This is a genomic window from Proteiniphilum saccharofermentans (genome assembly GCF_900095135.1).
Classification (GTDB): Bacteria; Bacteroidota; Bacteroidia; order Bacteroidales; family Dysgonomonadaceae; genus Proteiniphilum; species Proteiniphilum saccharofermentans.
Map to the genome: position 1 here is coordinate 3,712,252 of NZ_LT605205.1, position 18,032 is coordinate 3,730,283.

Genomic DNA, 18,032 nt, shown 5'->3' on the forward strand with positions numbered 1-18,032 from the left:
TATCTATTAGTCAAAATAATAAAGTAAAATAAAAATAACAGCAATGATTATCCAATCAAGTCATTCAAACACACCGGTTTGGAAAGATATCCACGTACATGCAGAATTGCCTGAGCAATTGCGTCCTCTGGAAGAGATCGCCCATAATTTGTGGTGGGTATGGAATGAAGAGGCGAAAGCCATATTTGAGATATTAGACCCGCAGGAGTGGGAAAAGAGCGGAAAAAATCCGGTGGTATTATTACAGAATCTGCGTTCTGAAGCCACTGAAAAAGCATTGAACAACAATGAACTTTTAGGACGTATTCAACGTGCCTATAGGTCATTCAAAAATTATATGAGTGTCCCTCATGACAATGAGCGACCAAGCGTGGCCTACTTCAGCATGGAATATGGCCTGTCACATGTATTGAAAATCTATTCCGGCGGTTTGGGTATCCTGGCCGGTGATTATCTAAAGGAGGCGAGCGACAGTAATGTAAATATGACTGCGGTAGGATTTCTCTATCGCTACGGATATTTTACGCAAACCCTCTCTATAGACGGTCAGCAGATTGCCAATTACGAAGCCCAAAACTTCGGAAATCTCCCCATCACCCAGGTGATGAATGAAGATGGATCACCCATGATCCTCGAAGTACCCTTCCATGACCGCCCTATTTATTCACATGTATGGAAGGTGGCGGTAGGACGCATCAATCTCTACCTGATGGATACCGATTTGGAATATAACAGTGAGTACGACCGGCCTATCACCCATCAGTTATATGGAGGCGACTGGGAGAACCGTATGAAACAGGAGTTCTTACTCGGTGTCGGCGGTATATTGTTATTAAAGAAATTGGGGATCCGTAAGGATGTATACCACATGAACGAAGGCCATGCAGCTTTCATCAACATCCAGCGTCTGCATGATTATGTGATTGAAGAAGGCCTTTCCTTCCAGGAAGCACTGGAGGTGGTACGTGCATCTTCACTCTACACAGTACATACGCCGGTACCGGCAGGGCACGACTATTTCGACGAGCCGCTGATTTCCAAGTATATGTCGCCAATGATTCAAAGCATCGGTATCCCCTGGCGGCAATTCATGGATATGGGACGCGACAATCCCGGATCACATGAAAAATTCTCCATGAGCGTATTTGCATTGAATACCGCACAAGAAGCCAACGGAGTAAGCAAACTCCATGGAAGCGTTTCACAAAAGATGTTCCAGCCGGTATGGAAAGGTTATTTCCCTGAGGAATTGCATGTAGGTTATGTGACCAACGGCGTCCATCTGCCCAGTTGGGCCACTTCCTCGGTAAAAGCGCTTTACGAAAAGTATTTCGGCGAATCGTTTTACAAAGACCAGTCAAATACCGACATCTGGAAAAATATTTATAATGTGAGCGACGACGAACTGTGGAAGCTCCGCATGCATCTAAAAAAGAAACTGGTTGATTATATCCAGGTAGAGTTCAAAGAGGGATGGCTCAAAAACCAGGCTGCTCCTTCAAGGATTATGAATATGCTGGAAGAGGTCAATCCCAATGCACTATTGATCGGGTTCTCCAGACGTTTTGCCACTTATAAGCGGGCACATCTATTGTTTACCGATCTTGACCGCTTGTCGAAAATCGTAAATAACCCCAAATACCCGGTACAGTTCATTTTTGCCGGTAAAGCGCATCCGGCCGATGGAGGCGGGCAAGGGTTAATCAAACAGATCGTGGAGATATCACGTCGTCCCGAGTTCCTGGGTAAGATCATCTTCCTTGAGAATTATGATATGCGTTTGGCCAAACGTCTTGTCTCCGGTGTGGATATCTGGCTGAATACCCCTACCCGTGCACAGGAAGCATCCGGAACATCCGGCGAGAAAGCGGAAATGAACGGTGTGTTGAACCTGTCGGTACTCGACGGATGGTGGTATGAAGGTTACAAAGAGGGTGCCGGCTGGGCGTTGACCGACGAAAGGACTTACGACAACCAACATTACCAGGATGAACTGGATGCCTCTACCATCTACTCTCTACTTGAAAACGAAATCGTTCCGCTCTATTATGCGCATAACAGCAATGGCTACTCGCACGAGTGGATACAATACATCAAGAAGTCGATGGCAGAAATAGCGCCCCACTTCACTACCAAACGCATGATGGATGATTATTTCGACCGTTTCTACAACAAATTGGCTAAACGTTCGCACCTGCTTCAGGAGAACGGCTACGCGAAAGCCAAAGAGATCGTGAAATGGAAAATAGATACAGTATCGAAGTGGGATCACCTTGAGGTAGTCAAATTAGAATTCAATCCCAATCAGAAGGCCAATTTCAACAATGGGCACAACGAAGTCTACGGACAGGTTGTAATCGACAGAAAAGATATGAAATGCGATCTGGGTGTTGAATGTGTAGTGGTAGACCACGATACGATGAATAATGAACCTCAGTTTGTACAGTCATATGAGCTCGATCTTGTCAAGACCGAAGGATCACTGCTTTATTTCGAAGCACGCAAAGCGTTGAACGATCCGGGTACGCACCAGTATGGCTTGCGGGTATATCCCAAGAATGCCGATTTACCCCACAGAATGGATTTCGCATATATGCGTTGGATATAACCAACCCGTATCACAAAAAGAAAAAGCGCCCTCTCACGAGTGGCGCTTTTTTGATTTCACCGACACACAAAGAAATAGTAATCAAAACCTATTCGAAGATTGTGCCTGTACTATTAAAGGATAAAGTCAGATAGCATTCGAGAACCGGCTTCTATACGGTGAAATACCAAATCTCTTACTATATGCATTCACTAAATGCGACACGCTTCTGAAGTCATACATCCTGGATATCTCGGTAATACTGATATCTGAATTGAGTACCAGGGATTGTATCTCCTCCATTTTCCGATCGAGCATCCATTGATAGGGTGTCTGTCCGAAACATTTCTTGAAATGGCGTGCAAAAGTCCTTATGCAATCATATTTACACAGCTTGGCAAGTTGATTCATGTTCCTGGCCTTCGAGTAGTTATTCAGCACACTATCCTCAAACCGTTTTGATTTTGATGCACGCGGAATAAACTTCACCAGCACAATCTCACTCTCGGGCGATGGATTTACCCGGCTCTTCAATCCATCGGAGAAAGTAAATGTACATGATGCCACATCGGTCAGCAAATATTTGCGGACGTCTTCTTTGTTTATTGTGTTAACGTCCATAAGCTCCTTTTCTAAACGTTCCTGTATATACTTCCGAACCGAGTGTGATACGTATAGTATATTGTCCTGCGCGAAGATTGGAGAGATTCACAACTCCAAAACCCATGTCATACACTTCAATATAACTCTGTCTTGCTTCCCTCGGGCCAATAATTTCAACCCATGCTCCACCACGGTAGTTCTGTACTGATATAGAGATCACATCCTGGGCGTTGACAGCTTCCACTACCGGGCTTGTCGATAGCTTACCATAAGAATTGTTATCTGCGGAAGCTAAACGGGTAGTACCTCCCAGTCTGCTCAATTCGATCTTATCAGCTGTTTGACTTTGTGCTGAAAGCGAAAATGAAATTACACTACACACTGTCATTAAAAGAAATACCCACATTGTCTTTTTCATATCCAATCTTTTTTATAAATTAATAATGATTTTTTTGAAGTTAATTATGAATTATAGACACAAAGTAACGGAGTAATGACAGCAAAAACAATACCCCCTCGTTTTTTTAACGGTAAAAAAATAAGTATAATGCTATTTATCAGAATATTAGATAGGACTAGTTTAACGGGGGCAAATGTCTTTTATTTATAAAAAAAGCGCCCTCTCACGAGTGGCGCTTTTTCAATTTCACCGACACACAAAGAAATAGTAATCGAAACCGATTCGAAGATTGTGTCTATCTTATTATCAAAGGGTAGAGTCAGATAGCATTCGATAATCTGCTTCTATGCGGTGAAATACCAAATCTCTTACTATATGCATTCACTAAATGCGATACGCTTTTAAAGTCATACATCCTGGATATCTCGGTAATACTGATATCTGAATTGAGTACCAGGGATTGTATCTCCTCCATTTTCCGGTCGAGCATCCATTGATAGGGTGTCTGTCCGAAACATTTCTTGAAATGGCGCGTAAATGTCCTTAAACAATCATATTTACACAATTTTGCAAGTTCATTCATATTCCTGGCGTTCGAATAGTTACTCAATACGCTATCCTCAAACCGTTTTGACCTTGATGCACGCGGAATAAACTTCACCAGCACAATTTCACTCTCGGGCGATGGATTTACCCGGCTCTTCAAACCGTCTGAAAAAGTAAATGTACATGATGCCACATCGGTCAGCAAATATTTGCGGACGTCTTCTTTGTTTATTGTAGTAGTAGTATCCATATGATCCTTTATTAAAATGTTACTATAACTGCTAAATCAAATGTAACTCAAACGATGATTTTTGCTTACAATCAATTATGAATTACTGACACAAAGTAACAGAGGAATGACAGAGAAAACAACACCTTCTCTGTTTTTTAACGGATGTATAACATACACAATACTAAATATCAAATAATTACAAAAATAAAATTTAACGGTAGCCTACCCCTTTTTATTCATGAAAAAGAGACATATCCATGTTTTTTTCCTGCATTTTTCTTTTAAGTTGTGATTTTCTTGCCCGGATACTTTTCAGGCTGGTATTCATAAAAGTGGCCAATTGCCGGTTATCTGCGTTACAAGCCAATAACATGAGCAGCATCTTTTCAGTGGCATTAAATACACCCTCTTCATCTCTCAAACGGGTATAGGCATAAAAAGTCTCGTCGTCAGTGGCAATGGTTTTAGTGATATCGCGCAAATCAGTGTCGGTATTTTTCAATATCTTCTCCATCTCCTGGTATACTTTCGGATTTGAAGAGATATATCGCTGGGTAAGTGTCTCAAATTCCCCTTGTAGGAAGGCAAGCCTACCCGATATATGGCTATAGAGTTGCAGCAACCATTTGCGCTTGCTTGCCTCTTCTCTCAAAATTCTAGCCTGTAATTCCTGCTGCTCCATCTTATATTCAGCCTGCATCAGCTTCAATTTAGTAGTTCTTCTTACTTTCCATGCGTACATCAGGATAAACACAAGCACAATCAGCAGGGTCAGTGCTCCGATAACTATAAGCAGGTTCTGTTGGCGAGCCTTAAGGACCTCATTTTCTGCTTCAGTCAGATCGTACTTTTTTTCCAGTTCCACTATACGGGTATCTAAACGGTCACTAATCGATTGATTATGTAAATCGAAAGCTTTTCTCAAGTATTCGTTAGACAATGCATAATTACCCTGTTTTTCGGCAATATTGGCCACATTTTGATAATAAAGGTAGTTCTGCCTGTATGTCGTATCATCTATAAATTCAATCGCCATCTGGGCATACAACATGGCACTATCCAACTGTTCAAGTCCTACATATCGATCTGAAATAATATAATATAACCTTGATAATTCGATATTTTCTTTTTGATTGTATGTAATTTGGAGTAATTTCTTCTCTCTCTCCAGTGCTTTCTCCGGTTCGTTTATCACATCAAAATAGACAGATTGTGCATTGATGATAAAGTAATCTTTTCCGGGTAACCGGTTGTAAAAAGTGGAGAGAGTATCCAGATATAGTTTACCCTCATCCAGTTTCTCCTGTACCATTTTGTTCCAGTAGAGCGCCAGGTAGGTATCGAACAGGTGGATGGAATCCCCCTCTAACCGGGCATAGTTGAGTGCCTGGCGGAAATATTCATCTGTTGATGTATAACTTCGATTATTATAGTGAATATCTCCAAGAAAATAGTTTATAAGATAACCCAATGAGGGATTAGGAGTAGGCATTAAGGAGAAGAGCCTGCCTGCCTCCCTAAGAGGCTCATACACGGTACTATCCCTCACTCCCAATCGGGTACGGACAATACCCTGATAAGCCAGGGCACGGATATAGTTACTATTTTTAGGATCATAAATACGATAATAGTCTGTGACAGAATTGATCAGGGAATCACTGGTAAAATTGACATAGGTTTTATCATCAGAGATCACCTTTAACAGGCCATAATACTCCCTGTTGGGACGATCCAGATCGTCAGGATCCAACTGCTGAAGGCTATCCGACACAAGTTGCGGCATAGCGTCGATCATACTATCCCATTGCGATAAGCGTTGATATACATGCTCATCAGCCTTGTCGTTACATGAATTATATATAACAAGACAAACCAGTGACAGTAAAAAAAAGAATAAGCGCCGCATTTGTTATAATCTCAAATGAAAAAGAGTACAAATATAGTATTTTTTTTCTGCGATGTCCGAATTTTACAATTTTATATTAGCCCTCAAAAAAACCGAGCAGTAAAAAATAAAAGTTATTTTTACAACTGCTATGGAAAAGAGGAAGAATTTTACATCGAAAATCAAGGCTGAAATAGTTTTATCCTTGTTGCGTGGAGAGGATCCGGAGCTGCTTAGCCGTGAATACGGAGTTACTCTGGCTGATATCAACCTTTGGCGGGATCAATTTATCGAGAGTGGTACCGACGGGTTCAAGCGTAAACCCGACGATTCGAGGCTGGGTGCTGCCGAGCGTAAGATCGGGCAACTGCAGATGGAGCTCGAACTCACAAAAAAAAAGAACGAATTGGCAGCAAAACTAAAAAGGAAATAATCTCCATGCTGATAGAGGAACATTATCCATTAACCGGGAAACCATATCCGAAGCGTTTGATATTCAAGGTAGTCGGCTACAGCAGCAGCACCTGGTATGAAAACCCTACTCCCAAAACAGGGAAACGGGGCAGAAAACCCAAGCATAGCGATGAAGAGGTTTTACAGGAGATTAAGGAAGAAATTAAGAAGAGTACATTCAACGCTGAAGGTTATCTGAAAGTGAAAAACCGCATGGGTAAAAGGAAGATAAACGCTCTGGTAGCCGGCAAGGCACGTGTGAACCGCATCATGCGGGAAAACAACCTGCTGAGCCCCTACAGAAGGCCCGGGGAGACGAATAAGCGCGAACATGATGGTACTATAATCACGGATGCACCCAATGTCATGTGGGCCACTGATGGGAAGAAGTTCTGGATTGATGGGTCAGGTTGGCATTGGTTCTTTGGTGTGATCGATCACTTTAACGATGAGATTATCTCATGGCATATTGCAAGGAAAGGCAACCGTTTTGCCGCCATGGAGCCTGTTAGGGCCGCTGTACGGAAGACTTTCGGTTCGGTAGGTAAGGATGTGTGTAAAGGAATGAAGTTGCAATTAAGAAGCGACCATGGCTCGCAGTATGACTCTGCTGATTTTATGAATGAAATGAAATTCCTGGGATTGGAGATGTCCAAAGCGTTTGTACGGTCACCGCAATGCAACGGGATAATAGAGCGGTTTCACCGCACCCTGGAAGAACAGGTGTTGCAAACAGAAACATTTTCTTCTTTTGAGGAAGCTTATAACAGTATTAATCAATTTATTAATGATTACAACACGGATTGGATACTTCATAGACTGGAATACTGTTCACCTGTAGAATACAGGGAAAAGTACGCTGAAAACCAGCGAAAAGAAAATGATGACATACCATCGGGCAATAAGGATCCTGAGGTTCAGCTTGTCCTCATTTCAAGTGGCTCAATGCCACGAAGAAATGAAATAGCTCTTCAGGCAATGGTAAAAGGGGCAATTACTTACAGTAACACCCCTTCTATAAATCCTTCGGTATAATATATCACCATCGGATCAGCTTGTCCGATACAAAAGTAATAAAAAAGATTAAATACAATTAATGTGCTCGGTTATTACGGGCTAATACAGAATTTTACAATTTTGAGTACGCCCATTAACCGATATTATTATCCTAAATTCTGTCAATCAGTAAACTGTTATTACTTTTGTGCCGTTATAGCACTACCGTTTATTATATCAACGGTCTTTTAGCATTAAACAGGATGAATAATAATTGGAAGAGAACCTTTGCAATAATCTGGGGTGGACAATTCTTCTCCATCTTGACCAGCAGCCTTGTTAATTTCGCCATCATTATATGGCTCAGCCTTGAAACAGGTTCAGCCGAAATGCTGGCATGGGCAGCTATTGCCGGCATATTACCTCAAACGTTGATTGGCCCTTTTACCGGAGCATTGATAGACCGTTGGGATCGTAAACGGATCATGATGTTTGCCGACTCCTTTATCGCGTTGTGCACCTTGATACTGGCAATTCTTTTTTGGCACGATATAGCACAGGTATGGCACATATTCGGTTTATTGGGATTGCGCTCGATAGGTTCGGCATTCCATATGCCGGCCATGCAGGCTTCAGTTCCATTACTTGCTCCGACAGACCAGCTAACCCGCATTGCGGGAGTGAACCAGATTATCGCCTCGGTCAGCCAGATTGCCGGGCCTGCTCTTGGGGCTATGCTGATAACGATATGGGATATAGAATATGTGCTTCTGTTTGACGTAATCGGAGCGCTGCTGGCGGTCACATCACTTTTTTTCGTACATATACCCAATCCGGAAAAGGAAGAAGGTGTAGAAAGGGACATTCTCAAGGAGATGAAAGAGGGAGCCATGATCATACTCAGGAACCGGGGCTTAAGCCTTGTTTTTCTATATTCCATATTGGTAGTATTCTTTCTGGTTCCTATTAGCGTACTGTTTCCCCTGATGACGCTGGAATATTTCAAAGGGACAGAGTTCCAGGCCGGGATCATAGAAGCGATATGGAGTGTGGGCGCACTGGCGGGAGGCGCGATCATGGGAGCAAAGGTCTATAAGGTCAATCGCGTAGCTTTGGTCAACTGGATGTACCTTTTGTGCGGGCTCACCTTTTTCTTGTCCGGAATCCTATCTCCCGACGGTTTTGTATGGTTTGCCGTACTGACTGCTGTCGGAGGTGTTTCGGGCGCCGTTTACAACTCGGCCTTCACAGGTTTGGTACAGACCAAAATAGATCCGACAGCCCTTGGCAGGGTTTTCTCCATGTTTTTTACTATCAGCCTTATACCGGCAATGTTGGGGTTGATAGGGATCGGCTTCCTTGCCGACGGGTTAGGCCTCACCACATCTTTTATCCTGTCCGGCGCCATAATCATTGTTATAGGGGTCGCCGCTTTCCTCACTCCTCCCGCCATGCGGCTCGACCGGCAGGGATAAAAACGAGCATGGGTATCATTATACCCAAGAAGATTATAATCAATAAGTTTACCCCGGACTACCGGAGGTTCCATACAATCTTAATGCTAAAAATGAATACTATTGAAAGACCTTAAATATTGCGGATTCCTGTTTGAATCGCCTGTGTATCACGACTTAAAAGTGTATGCAAGGGCCAATGACGCCGAAGTATATCATCACAGAGACTCTGCGGGGTTAGAAATAGACGCGATAGTCCAGCAAAGTGGTGATGCTTGGGCTGCTTTTGAAGTAAAACAGGGCATTGGGATGCATGATGCGCCGGCTAAGCGATCAACGGGGTCCTTGTCGTCTCAATAACATACATGTGGACTTTCGTTATCATATCGTGTAATTCAATTCTGGAAATAGCTTCGTTCGATACGAAGGGATGATGCCATATCATCTTAGGGGATCGGGTCATTCGATCTTAGTGGAACAAAATTCACAACAGAGACGTATGGCAGGTTGACGTTATTATGTTTTAACCCCTGAAATATTCCTTACAATTTTGGAATTGAATTCCAAAATTGTAAATTTGCAGCATGATAGAAAGAATAGCATCAAAAGAATTAACTCTATTAGCCTCACAATATAAAGCAGTCGCTGTGGTAGGGCCTCGCCAATCAGGGAAAACCACCCTTGTTCGACATGTATTTAAGGACAAACCCTATGTGAGCCTGGAAAATCCTGATATCCGCAGATTTGCCCTTGAAGATCCGCGCGGGTTCCTTTCCGGTTATCCCGAAGGAGCCATATTGGATGAAGTGCAACGAACTCCTGAGATTTTTTCCTATTTACAACAGTTGTTGGATGAAGCCGGTCAAACCGGATTATTTATTCTTACGGGATCCAATAATTTCCTGCTTCAGGAGAATATTTCGCAAAGCCTTGCCGGACGTGTGGCTTATCTTTTCCTGTTGCCTCTTTCTATTGAAGAGATCCCGAACAGCCATTTGTCCGCAGATGAACTGATGTTTAGAGGTGGTTATCCTGCTCTATATAAAGAATCGACAGATTGCGCCCGATATTATGCCAACTACATCAGGACTTATATCGAACGGGATGTACGCCTGCTAAAGAACATTGTCGATTTGAATGCATTTGAACGTTTTCTTCGTCTTTGCGCGGGGAGAGTCGGCCAACTATTGAACATGAGCAGCCTATCGGTGGAGGTGGGGGTCGACAACAAGACAATTTCCTCTTGGCTTAGTGTGCTGGAGGCAAGTTTTATTTTGTTTCGTTTACAGCCTTTCCATCAAAATTATAATAAACGGATTGTAAAGATGCCCAAACTATACTTTTACGATACAGGGTTGGCCCTTTCCCTGATGGGAGTGGAAACGGCGGAGCAGTTACGTTATCACCCGTTCCGGGGAAACTTGTTTGAAAATCTGATTGTGGTGGAATTTCTGAAGAGACGATATAATTCAGGGAAAGGGAATAATCTCTTTTTTTGGCGGGATAATACGGGGAATGAAATTGATTTGATAATTGACGGAATGACACCCATTCCCATAGAAATTAAATCGGGGCAAACTGTTACCAGTGACTTTTTTAAAGGCCTGCACTTTTGGGAGCGTATGACCCGCAAAAAAGGAGGATATATAGTCTATGGCGGAGACATGCACCAAAAGCGAAGCGACGGTATCAGCATAATTCCTTTTCATGAATTATCACGCATTTCGACTTCATTATGGCCAAGGTAATACAATAAGGAACCACCTTCCTTTTTCCTTTACCCTGACCGCTGATCAGGGATTAAATGGGTTCCACATCCGGGTAGCGAATGCGGGGTTGTTTACAAAGAAACACGGAATGCCCCTAATTTCTGTGATAGATCAGAAAATGCTTTGTTGAGCGTATCTATTTCTTCGGGAGTAAATCGAGCTGGCCTACCATTCACATCATTACCATTTATGCGTTGGCTAAGCCAACTTTTTGTTTTGTTAAAATAATTCTTGGCAATATACGACATGGATACGAATTGTGTAATCTCCCTCATTTGCTCTTTTATTCTCAAACGTTTAGCGTCTTCAAGCGTTTGCTTTGCACTTGCTATAAAAGCAGCTTCAAAACCTTCCGGATCGTTATTTGCAAGCTGTTCTAATTCTTTATCAATAGTTATCCGTTCCCGGTCTGACTTGGCAGCTATGTCTTTCTTTTTCAGCTCTTCAAATTTTTCGCCTGTTGTCATACTTTTTTCGTTTTTGTGTCTTACTCCTTATCAGGTAAGACCTTCTGTTAAACATCACTTTTCAACTCCTCTACGATTTGCGATATAATCCAACCCAGATCATTTTTATGTGTAAACCGGGATTGAAAGAACCGGTATTTACGAAGATAGAACAGGAGCTCCTTTTCCAGTTTCCTCCGTTCTTTTGACACGTACTGTTTCATGGTGCTTCTTTGTTATTCTCTCTTCTATAATAAAACAAAAATAATAAACTTTTGTTTATTGCGCAATTAGTTGACTTCAAAGGAGAAGGATTGCCTATGTTTTTGTCATATTCTCCCGCATAGGTGCCTATCAGGGTCAACGCATAAAAAAATCAGAAAAGACAGTGTTATCAACAATTTATCCGTCTGGTTGTTAATAACTTGTGTTGTTTTGAGGCAATGTAAATGCGTATCTTTGCCTCAAAAAAGACATGACAAGTCCAGCCACTTCTTTGCACCGGTATTTTGAGTGCATTCCCGACCACCGAATCAACAGGAACAAGAAACACCTGCTATCCGACATCATAATCCTGTCGATACTCGCCGTTATTTGTGGGGCGGAATCGTGGGATTCAATTGAACTTTTCGGCAAGACAAAACTTTCATTCCTGAAAACGTTCCTCAAACTGCCCAACGGTATCCCCTCACACGATACGATTAACAGGGTGTTTTCCAGTTTACGTCCACGTCTTTTTGAAGAAGCTTTCATCAAATGGGTTGATTCTTTAAAGGATGAGCATATCACAAAAGAGGTTATCAGCTTGGACGGCAAGTGTATAAAAGGGTCCAAAGACAGCTTTCATGAAAAGAACCCCATCTACATGGTCAGCGCCTGGGCATCAGAAAACCAATTGGTCCTGGGCCAACTCAAGGTGGATGAGAAAAGCAATGAGATCACGGCCATCCCGTTATTGCTGGACCTGCTTGACATAGAAGGAAGCATTATTACCATAGATGCCATTGGTACCCAAACGAAGATTGCTGAAAAAATCATAGAAAATAAAGCGGATTATATCCTTTCGGTCAAGGGTAACCAGAAAGAGCTTTTGTCCCAGGTGGAGGACAGTTTCAACCGGCATAATCCGGACTCGGTCGATCAGGTGACGGAAAAAGGGCACGGACGGATTGAAACACGTACCTGTGAAATTATCTCGAACCTGGGTTTCATCGACAACAGGGAACACTGGAAAGGACTCAAGACGATTGTCAGGATTACTGCCCACAGGGACACGGGTAAAAAACAGGAGACCGAAACCCGTTTCTACATTAGCAGTGTCATTGACCAAGCAGCAAACTTCAACACTTTTATACGTCAGCACTGGGGCATTGAAAACAAACTCCACTGGACATTGGACATGGTTTTTGACGAAGACCGGCAAAGGAAAAGGGCGAAGAACTCCGCCCAAAACTTTTCCTTCATCAGAAAAATAGCACTCAACCTTCTAAAACAAGACACATCGAAGGGTTCTTTGGTTTCAAAACGTCTCAAGGCCGGGTGGGATGACAACTTTTTGCTACAGTTGTTGAAAATTTAAATGCGTTGACCCTGGGTGCCTATGCTTTTAGTATGTTTTCTCAGAAAAATGCCTATGCTTTTAAATAAATATATTATCTCAGCACTGTAAATCAGCACCATCAATATGTTTTACAGAAATATATATCAAAGATTGAAAGAATGGGCGTCGAATCCGCACCGCAAGCCGCTTATCCTACGTGGAGCCAGGCAAGTAGGGAAAACAACCGTCGTAGAAGAGTTTAGCCGGGAGTTCGACAATTACATCCATCTAAACCTTGAAAGGCCGGGAGATGCGCGATTGTTTACCGAATCAGATACGGTTTCGGAAATAATGCAGGTTGTTAGTTTTCGTCAAAATATATCTATAGAAAAAGGCAGGATCCTGCTGTTTATCGATGAAATACAAACCGAACCGAAAGCGGTGGCGCTATTGCGTTAATTTTGGGGGCTCCGGTTATCTTTCCAAGGATGTCAGGGAGGCATTTACAATAATGGAGAGGGCTTTTCTGTTGGAATTGGTATATCCCGCTACCAGCGTGCAGGTTCCTATTGAAGTGTCTTTTCGCCGAGCGCCAAAATTGTGTTGGGTAGATACCGGGCTTGTTAATTTTGCGGCTAATCTTCAAGTCGAATTACTGGGAAAGGCAGATATTCTTGACTCTTGGAAAGGGACTATTGCCGAACAGATTGTAGCACAAGAATTGCGCGTACTATTAAACAATGCACATATTGAGCATCTCAACTTCTGGATACGCAACAAAAAGGGATCCAATGCCGAAGTCGATTTCATTTGGCAACAGGGCACCCATATTATTCCCATAGAGGTAAAATCGGGGACTAATGCCCATTTACGCTCCATACAATCTTTTATGGATTTGTCAGCAGGGAATACAGCCGTTCGTATATGGAGTGAAAAGTATTCTGTGGACACGGTACGCACTCCAAAAGGGAAATCGTTCAAATTGCTCAATATCCCTTTTTATTATGCAGGAGCATTACCCATGCTGTTAGGACGTGAGATGTAAGACTTAGCCCCTTACAGAACCAACCCCATCACCCTGTAATTCAGCAGCTTTACTTCTGAAGAATTATTCTCAAACTCCCCGGTATAAATAATAGTTTTGTCAATTATCCTATCCCCAAGGGAAGAGGTAATAGCACGAATCCCTTTCTCGAAATCGGGATGATACGTTTGAGAAGATTTTATTTCAATAGCTTTATAGTCTTTTCCTTGTTTCAAAAGCAAATCCACTTCATTGCCGTTACTGTCCCTATAAAAGAATAAATTACTTTCTTTTCCCCGATTATATCGGGTTTTAAGTGCTTCGTTGATAATAAGGTTCTCAAATAAATGACCCCGCATTCTATCTCTTTCCAATTGTTGTTCTGTTTCAATTCCCAACAGATAGCAAGCAAGTCCCGTATCACAAAAATAGAGCTTCGGGGTCTTGGTTAGCCGTTTACGTATATTTTCAAAGAAAGGAGGCAATAAGAGAATTACATAAGATGCCTGCAAAACGGACAGCCATGATTTGATAGTATTAGCCGAGACCCCGACTTCGTTTGAAAGTTCCGAGGCGTTAAACAAACAGCCGATACGTCCGGCACAAAGCCTTAAAAAAGTTTGAAATTGCATCATATCTTTTATTTGTAACAAATCCCGCACATCCCGTTCTAAATAAGTTTTTACATACGATGGATAAAATAGGGAAGGTATGTTCTTTCCTGCATATATAACCGGATAAAAACCATCCAGTATCAATCTGTCTACTGTTTTGTTTTGCGCTTCATTTTTCACTTCGGCAAATGAAAGCGGGAGTAGTTCCAGTACAGCGGTACGCCCCGCTAACGATTGAGTTATTTTCTCAAGGATGGAAAATTGAGAACTACCCGAAAGAATAAATCGTTTTTCAGGATCTTTATCGACCATACCTTGTATAAAAGACATCAGGACGGGAGCATTCTGCACTTCGTCCAAAATCATTCCTTCGGGATGCTGGGTAAGAAAACCCATAGGGTCATTTATGGCAAATTGTCTGACATCAAGATTCTCCAATGAATAGTATGGCAGGTTGGCAAAAACTTTTTTCAACAAAGTGGTTTTCCCTGACTGGCGCGGGCCGATTAATGTTATTACCGAAAAATAGTGGTAAACTTCATGCAAAACAGCGGTAATTTTTCTTTCAATAAACAATTTACTCATCTCTTAAATCAATTTATGTAATTTCGAAGTATAACTTCAAAATTACATATAATTACTGAAGATAGAAAATAATTCGCATCAGGATTGTACTATACCCTGTTTAAGTTTACTTATTCTTTATGCAGTAAACTCTTACGGTTTTCTAAGAAAAATCCATACATTTGTAAACTATGGCACGCATACTTAAATTATTGAATGATGAACAGATTCCTTTACCCTCACCGCTGATCAGGGATTAAGTGGTTTTTACATCCGGGTAGCGAATGCGGGGTTGTTTACAAAGAAATGCGGAATGCCCCTAATTTCTGTGATAGATCAGAAAATGCTTTGTTGAGCGTATCTATTTCTTCGGGTGTAAATTGAGCTTGTCTGCCGTTCACATCGTGCCCATTTATACGCTGGCTGAGCCAGCTTTTTGTTTTGTTGAAATAATTCTTCGCGATATACGACATGGATACGAATTGTGTAATCTCTCTCATTTGCTCTTTTATTCTCAAACGCTTGGCGTCTACAAGCGTTTGCTTTGCACTTGCTATAAAAGCAGTTTCAAAACCTTCCGGATCGTTATTTGCAAGCTGTTCTAATTCTTTATCATTAGTTATCCGTTCCCGGTCTGACTTGGCAGCTATGTCTTTCTTTTTCAGCTCTTCAAATTTTTCACCTGTTGTCATACTTTCTCGTTTTTGTGTCTTACCCCTTATCAGGTAGGCAGTTTTATTAAACATCTCTTTTCAATTCTTCTACGATTTGCGATATAATCCACCAGATCATTTTTATGTGTAAAAGAACCGGTATTTACGAAGATAAAACAGGAGTTCCTTTTCCAGTTTCCTCCGTTCTTTTGGCACGTACTGTTTCATGGCGCTCCTTTGTTAATTATCCTTCTTCGACTCGACAAAGGTAATAAACTTTTGTTTATTATGCAAACGATATCCTAACCCAACTTTCACTTACATTTCCACGCAATCCTGTCCAGAATGAGTCAGGACGATCCCCTTGGCGGTGACTGTGACCTACATATTTTTATTTTCTTGAACGGCGCCTGTTTCATCTTTAGGATGGAGTATATCCTCTCCGCTTGCTTTGTCGGCCGACTGCATTGTCTCAGTTCCACCTTCTCACCCAGGGCATTGACGGCTTCTGTAGTCACCAATTTCTGCGTAGACATGCGGCGAACAATCTCTGTCCAATAAGCGTTTTCTCCCGATTGCTTGAGTTGAAAGCGTATCGTATTGACAATCCAATAAGAAAGTAGTCCGAAGAATAAATGCGCATCACTGCGTTCATCCTTTTGATGATAGATGGGTCGTAGATTGAGATCCGTTTTTAGCTGCCGGTTGGTGCATTCTATCTCACGAATCAAATTATAATACTCCCAGGTCGTCTGTTCGCCAAAAGTCCGTACGTTGGTTCTCAGGAAATAGACTCCCGTGTTTTTGTCTATTGCGGTAATATCCTTGATCGTCCAGTTTACTTTTTGCATTTCAGCTGGTTTCCTCTCATTGCACAGGTACGTTATTTGATAATGTCGCGCGATGGAGGGATAACGCTCAATGGCTCTGCCGACTCGTTCAACTACTTTTTCGTAACGTTTGGTACCTCCTTTCCTTGTAATGGCCTCGTTGATTTTCTCCATCTCACCTTCAAAGCGTTCTTTCCATTGACGGTTCATGGAGGCTTCCGTCATTGCTTTTGAGGGAGAGGTGATCTCCAGATAATAATCCTCTTCAGGCCGGGTCTGCACTTCCCGCAAGGTAATCTCCTGTTTTCTGGTGTCATGTACGGTTACCGTCCGGTGATCCTTCGAGAGGCTGTAGTCTTTTAACCGTGTGCGGGATACGCAAAGATAATTGTATCCTTTTTCTTTTATGCCTTGCAGGTTCTCTTCGGTGGAGATGCCTGCATCGATTACAACCAAGGTCTTTTTACTGGTGACGGAGGTTTTGACAGCCAACTTGTCAATCATACCGGGAAGTGATTTGGGGTCTGAGGTATTGCCTGCAAGAATAGAGGAATAACGGATAAATCCCTCCCTGTTTATGCACAAGGCCAATACCAGTAATCGACAGTCGTTGCGCTTCTCCTTGCTGCGTCCGAAACGCGCTTTGCGACTTCCTGCTTTACGGCCTTCAAAATAGAAGTTGGTCAGGTCAAAAAGCACGATACGATTATCTATATTGAACAGGTTATCCGTCCTTTGGCAAAGATGTCGTTCCAATTTATCTTTGATCCCATAAAGACGATCCGGCATTTGGTAGAGTGCATTGATGCCCGGAGTCCAATCCGGAGTACCTGAATAAAGTTCGCAAGCAGCGGAATTCTCCTTCATGACACGGTGTGTAGCCCATTCCGATGGACTATAAACGGTTCGGACAATCAGATGGGAGAGAGCGGCATGAATGGCGTTTTCATTCCAGCCCTGGCCTCTTAGAAAATCTTCCAGCCCCAGGCGGTCAATGGTTTGTTTGCAAAGCCATTCCGCGCCGATGTTACGGGCATCGGTATGTTCTACTGTATCCAAATCTATATACCTTTCGGACTCTTCTTTGGATTGGTTCTCTTTTTGGTTGAACCGGTCGATCCCTCCTTCGGCAAGCATGCGTTGCCAGTATCGTTCGGCAAAGAGGCGCTCTTCGTGAGAAAGTCCATCCTTATTTTCCGGGAAAAGAGATCCATGATGCCGGTGTTGAAAACGCATAGTCAAGGCACGTGCAATACGTTTGACCTGGAGAGGCTTCAGGCATGGTTCAAAACCGATATTCAGTACAATCAGGGAATGCACATGTCCGCGCACATCTCGATAAGACTCCTGCAGTCGATAGTAAGGAGCTTCCTGTCCCGTGGCGGAATTGAAACGTAGTTGTACATTCACGTGCATGAGACAAAAATACAACAAGA

18 protein-coding genes are annotated in these 18,032 nt (G+C 42.4%); 9 read left to right on the forward strand and 9 right to left on the reverse strand.

Annotation, left to right across the window (positions count from 1 at the left end; all coding sequences use genetic code 11):
• The first annotated feature begins 43 nt into the window (after positions 1-43).
• The gene (gene glgP / locus PSM36_RS14485) at positions 44-2,608 is read left to right on the forward strand and encodes an alpha-glucan family phosphorylase (protein ID WP_076931530.1); all 2,565 of its coding nucleotides are present in this window, start codon (positions 44-46) and stop codon (positions 2,606-2,608) included.
• A gap of 126 nt (positions 2,609-2,734) precedes the next feature.
• On the opposite strand, the gene PSM36_RS14490 is transcribed toward glgP, so the two are convergent.
• The 4 genes from PSM36_RS14490 to PSM36_RS14505 form a co-directional block, all read right to left on the reverse strand.
• Complete coding sequence (locus PSM36_RS14490; protein ID WP_076931531.1) at positions 2,735-3,208, reverse strand: helix-turn-helix domain-containing protein; 474 nt, start codon at positions 3,206-3,208, stop codon at positions 2,735-2,737.
• Entirely contained in the window at positions 3,198-3,608 is a 411-nt protein-coding gene (locus PSM36_RS14495) for a hypothetical protein (RefSeq protein ID WP_076931532.1), read from the reverse strand. The genes PSM36_RS14490 and PSM36_RS14495 overlap by 11 nt, the downstream gene beginning before the upstream one ends.
• A 301-nt stretch (positions 3,609-3,909) precedes the next feature.
• On the reverse strand, positions 3,910-4,386 hold the full coding sequence (locus PSM36_RS14500; RefSeq protein WP_076931533.1) for a helix-turn-helix domain-containing protein: 477 nt from the start codon (positions 4,384-4,386) through the stop codon (positions 3,910-3,912).
• 214 nt (positions 4,387-4,600) lie between these two features.
• Complete coding sequence (locus tag PSM36_RS14505; protein ID WP_154671038.1) at positions 4,601-6,274, reverse strand: GumC domain-containing protein; 1,674 nt, start codon at positions 6,272-6,274, stop codon at positions 4,601-4,603.
• 130 nt (positions 6,275-6,404) lie between these two features.
• On the opposite strand from PSM36_RS14505, the gene PSM36_RS14510 reads away from it, so the two are divergent.
• From PSM36_RS14510 to PSM36_RS14530, 5 genes are all read left to right on the forward strand, one after another.
• Positions 6,405-6,686, forward strand: coding sequence for a hypothetical protein (locus tag PSM36_RS14510; RefSeq protein WP_076929390.1), 282 nt, complete (start codon positions 6,405-6,407; stop codon positions 6,684-6,686).
• Between the two features lie 5 nt (positions 6,687-6,691).
• Positions 6,692-7,741 (forward strand): integrase core domain-containing protein, encoded by a 1,050-nt coding sequence (locus PSM36_RS14515; protein WP_076928998.1) that lies wholly within the window; start codon positions 6,692-6,694, stop codon positions 7,739-7,741.
• A gap of 224 nt (positions 7,742-7,965) precedes the next feature.
• Positions 7,966-9,177, forward strand: a complete 1,212-nt coding sequence (locus tag PSM36_RS14520) for an MFS transporter (protein ID WP_076931535.1) — start codon at positions 7,966-7,968, stop codon at positions 9,175-9,177.
• A 144-nt stretch (positions 9,178-9,321) separates the two neighbouring features.
• Positions 9,322-9,516 (forward strand): DUF4143 domain-containing protein, encoded by a 195-nt coding sequence (locus PSM36_RS17910; RefSeq protein WP_394333058.1) that lies wholly within the window; start codon positions 9,322-9,324, stop codon positions 9,514-9,516.
• Positions 9,517-9,740: 224 nt separating this feature from the next.
• Positions 9,741-10,904, forward strand: a complete 1,164-nt coding sequence (locus PSM36_RS14530) for an ATP-binding protein (RefSeq protein WP_076931537.1) — start codon at positions 9,741-9,743, stop codon at positions 10,902-10,904.
• 92 nt (positions 10,905-10,996) lie between these two features.
• Here PSM36_RS14530 and PSM36_RS14535 read toward each other — a convergent pair whose 3' ends face one another.
• Both PSM36_RS14535 and PSM36_RS17425 read right to left on the reverse strand, forming a co-directional pair.
• Positions 10,997-11,392: a DUF5053 domain-containing protein gene (locus PSM36_RS14535; protein WP_076931538.1), complete on the reverse strand. Its 396-nt coding sequence runs from the start codon at positions 11,390-11,392 to the stop codon at positions 10,997-10,999.
• Between the two features lie 47 nt (positions 11,393-11,439).
• The gene (locus PSM36_RS17425; RefSeq protein WP_154671039.1) at positions 11,440-11,595 is read right to left on the reverse strand and encodes a hypothetical protein; all 156 of its coding nucleotides are present in this window, start codon (positions 11,593-11,595) and stop codon (positions 11,440-11,442) included.
• A 251-nt stretch (positions 11,596-11,846) separates the two neighbouring features.
• On the opposite strand from PSM36_RS17425, the gene PSM36_RS14540 reads away from it, so the two are divergent.
• The 3 genes from PSM36_RS14540 (at position 11,847) to PSM36_RS17255 (ending at position 13,956) form a co-directional block, all read left to right on the forward strand.
• Positions 11,847-12,950 (forward strand): ISAs1 family transposase, encoded by a 1,104-nt coding sequence (locus tag PSM36_RS14540; RefSeq protein WP_071136433.1) that lies wholly within the window; start codon positions 11,847-11,849, stop codon positions 12,948-12,950.
• A gap of 105 nt (positions 12,951-13,055) precedes the next feature.
• Positions 13,056-13,370, forward strand: a complete 315-nt coding sequence (locus tag PSM36_RS17765; protein ID WP_076931539.1) for an AAA family ATPase — start codon at positions 13,056-13,058, stop codon at positions 13,368-13,370.
• Positions 13,327-13,956, forward strand: a complete 630-nt coding sequence (locus PSM36_RS17255; protein WP_232001466.1) for a DUF4143 domain-containing protein — start codon at positions 13,327-13,329, stop codon at positions 13,954-13,956. Before PSM36_RS17765 ends, PSM36_RS17255 begins: the two co-directional genes overlap by 44 nt.
• 11 nt (positions 13,957-13,967) lie before the next feature.
• Here the strand turns inward: PSM36_RS17255 and PSM36_RS14555 are convergent, their stop codons facing one another.
• From PSM36_RS14555 to PSM36_RS14565, 3 genes are all read right to left on the reverse strand, one after another.
• The gene (locus PSM36_RS14555) at positions 13,968-15,134 is read right to left on the reverse strand and encodes an ATP-binding protein (protein WP_076931541.1); all 1,167 of its coding nucleotides are present in this window, start codon (positions 15,132-15,134) and stop codon (positions 13,968-13,970) included.
• A 275-nt stretch (positions 15,135-15,409) separates the two neighbouring features.
• Positions 15,410-15,859: a DUF5053 domain-containing protein gene (locus PSM36_RS17770; protein ID WP_083711079.1), complete on the reverse strand. Its 450-nt coding sequence runs from the start codon at positions 15,857-15,859 to the stop codon at positions 15,410-15,412.
• Between the two features lie 257 nt (positions 15,860-16,116).
• Positions 16,117-18,012 carry an IS1634 family transposase gene (locus PSM36_RS14565; RefSeq protein ID WP_076930042.1) on the reverse strand — a complete coding sequence of 632 codons (1,896 nt, stop codon included), beginning with the start codon at positions 18,010-18,012 and terminating at the stop codon, positions 16,117-16,119.
• Between the last annotated feature and the right edge of the window lie 20 nt (positions 18,013-18,032).

Bases quoted from the DNA above. Each gene is read 5' to 3' on its own strand.
- glgP (WP_076931530.1), top strand. From the start codon at position 44: ATGATTATCCAATCAAGTCATTCAAACACACCGGTTTGGAAAGATATC.
- PSM36_RS14490 (WP_076931531.1), bottom strand. From the start codon at position 3,208: ATGGACGTTAACACAATAAACAAAGAAGACGTCCGCAAATATTTGCTG.
- PSM36_RS14495 (WP_076931532.1), bottom strand. From the start codon at position 3,608: ATGAAAAAGACAATGTGGGTATTTCTTTTAATGACAGTGTGTAGTGTA.
- PSM36_RS14500 (WP_076931533.1), bottom strand. From the start codon at position 4,386: ATGGATACTACTACTACAATAAACAAAGAAGACGTCCGCAAATATTTG.
- PSM36_RS14505 (WP_154671038.1), bottom strand. From the start codon at position 6,274: ATGCGGCGCTTATTCTTTTTTTTACTGTCACTGGTTTGTCTTGTTATA.
- PSM36_RS14510 (WP_076929390.1), top strand. From the start codon at position 6,405: ATGGAAAAGAGGAAGAATTTTACATCGAAAATCAAGGCTGAAATAGTT.
- PSM36_RS14515 (WP_076928998.1), top strand. From the start codon at position 6,692: ATGCTGATAGAGGAACATTATCCATTAACCGGGAAACCATATCCGAAG.
- PSM36_RS14520 (WP_076931535.1), top strand. From the start codon at position 7,966: ATGAATAATAATTGGAAGAGAACCTTTGCAATAATCTGGGGTGGACAA.
- PSM36_RS14530 (WP_076931537.1), top strand. From the start codon at position 9,741: ATGATAGAAAGAATAGCATCAAAAGAATTAACTCTATTAGCCTCACAA.
- PSM36_RS14535 (WP_076931538.1), bottom strand. From the start codon at position 11,392: ATGACAACAGGCGAAAAATTTGAAGAGCTGAAAAAGAAAGACATAGCT.
- PSM36_RS17425 (WP_154671039.1), bottom strand. From the start codon at position 11,595: ATGAAACAGTACGTGTCAAAAGAACGGAGGAAACTGGAAAAGGAGCTC.
- PSM36_RS14540 (WP_071136433.1), top strand. From the start codon at position 11,847: ATGACAAGTCCAGCCACTTCTTTGCACCGGTATTTTGAGTGCATTCCC.
- PSM36_RS17765 (WP_076931539.1), top strand. From the start codon at position 13,056: ATGTTTTACAGAAATATATATCAAAGATTGAAAGAATGGGCGTCGAAT.
- PSM36_RS17255 (WP_232001466.1), top strand. From the start codon at position 13,327: ATGAAATACAAACCGAACCGAAAGCGGTGGCGCTATTGCGTTAATTTT.
- PSM36_RS14555 (WP_076931541.1), bottom strand. From the start codon at position 15,134: ATGAGTAAATTGTTTATTGAAAGAAAAATTACCGCTGTTTTGCATGAA.
- PSM36_RS17770 (WP_083711079.1), bottom strand. From the start codon at position 15,859: ATGTTTAATAAAACTGCCTACCTGATAAGGGGTAAGACACAAAAACGA.
- PSM36_RS14565 (WP_076930042.1), bottom strand. From the start codon at position 18,012: ATGCACGTGAATGTACAACTACGTTTCAATTCCGCCACGGGACAGGAA.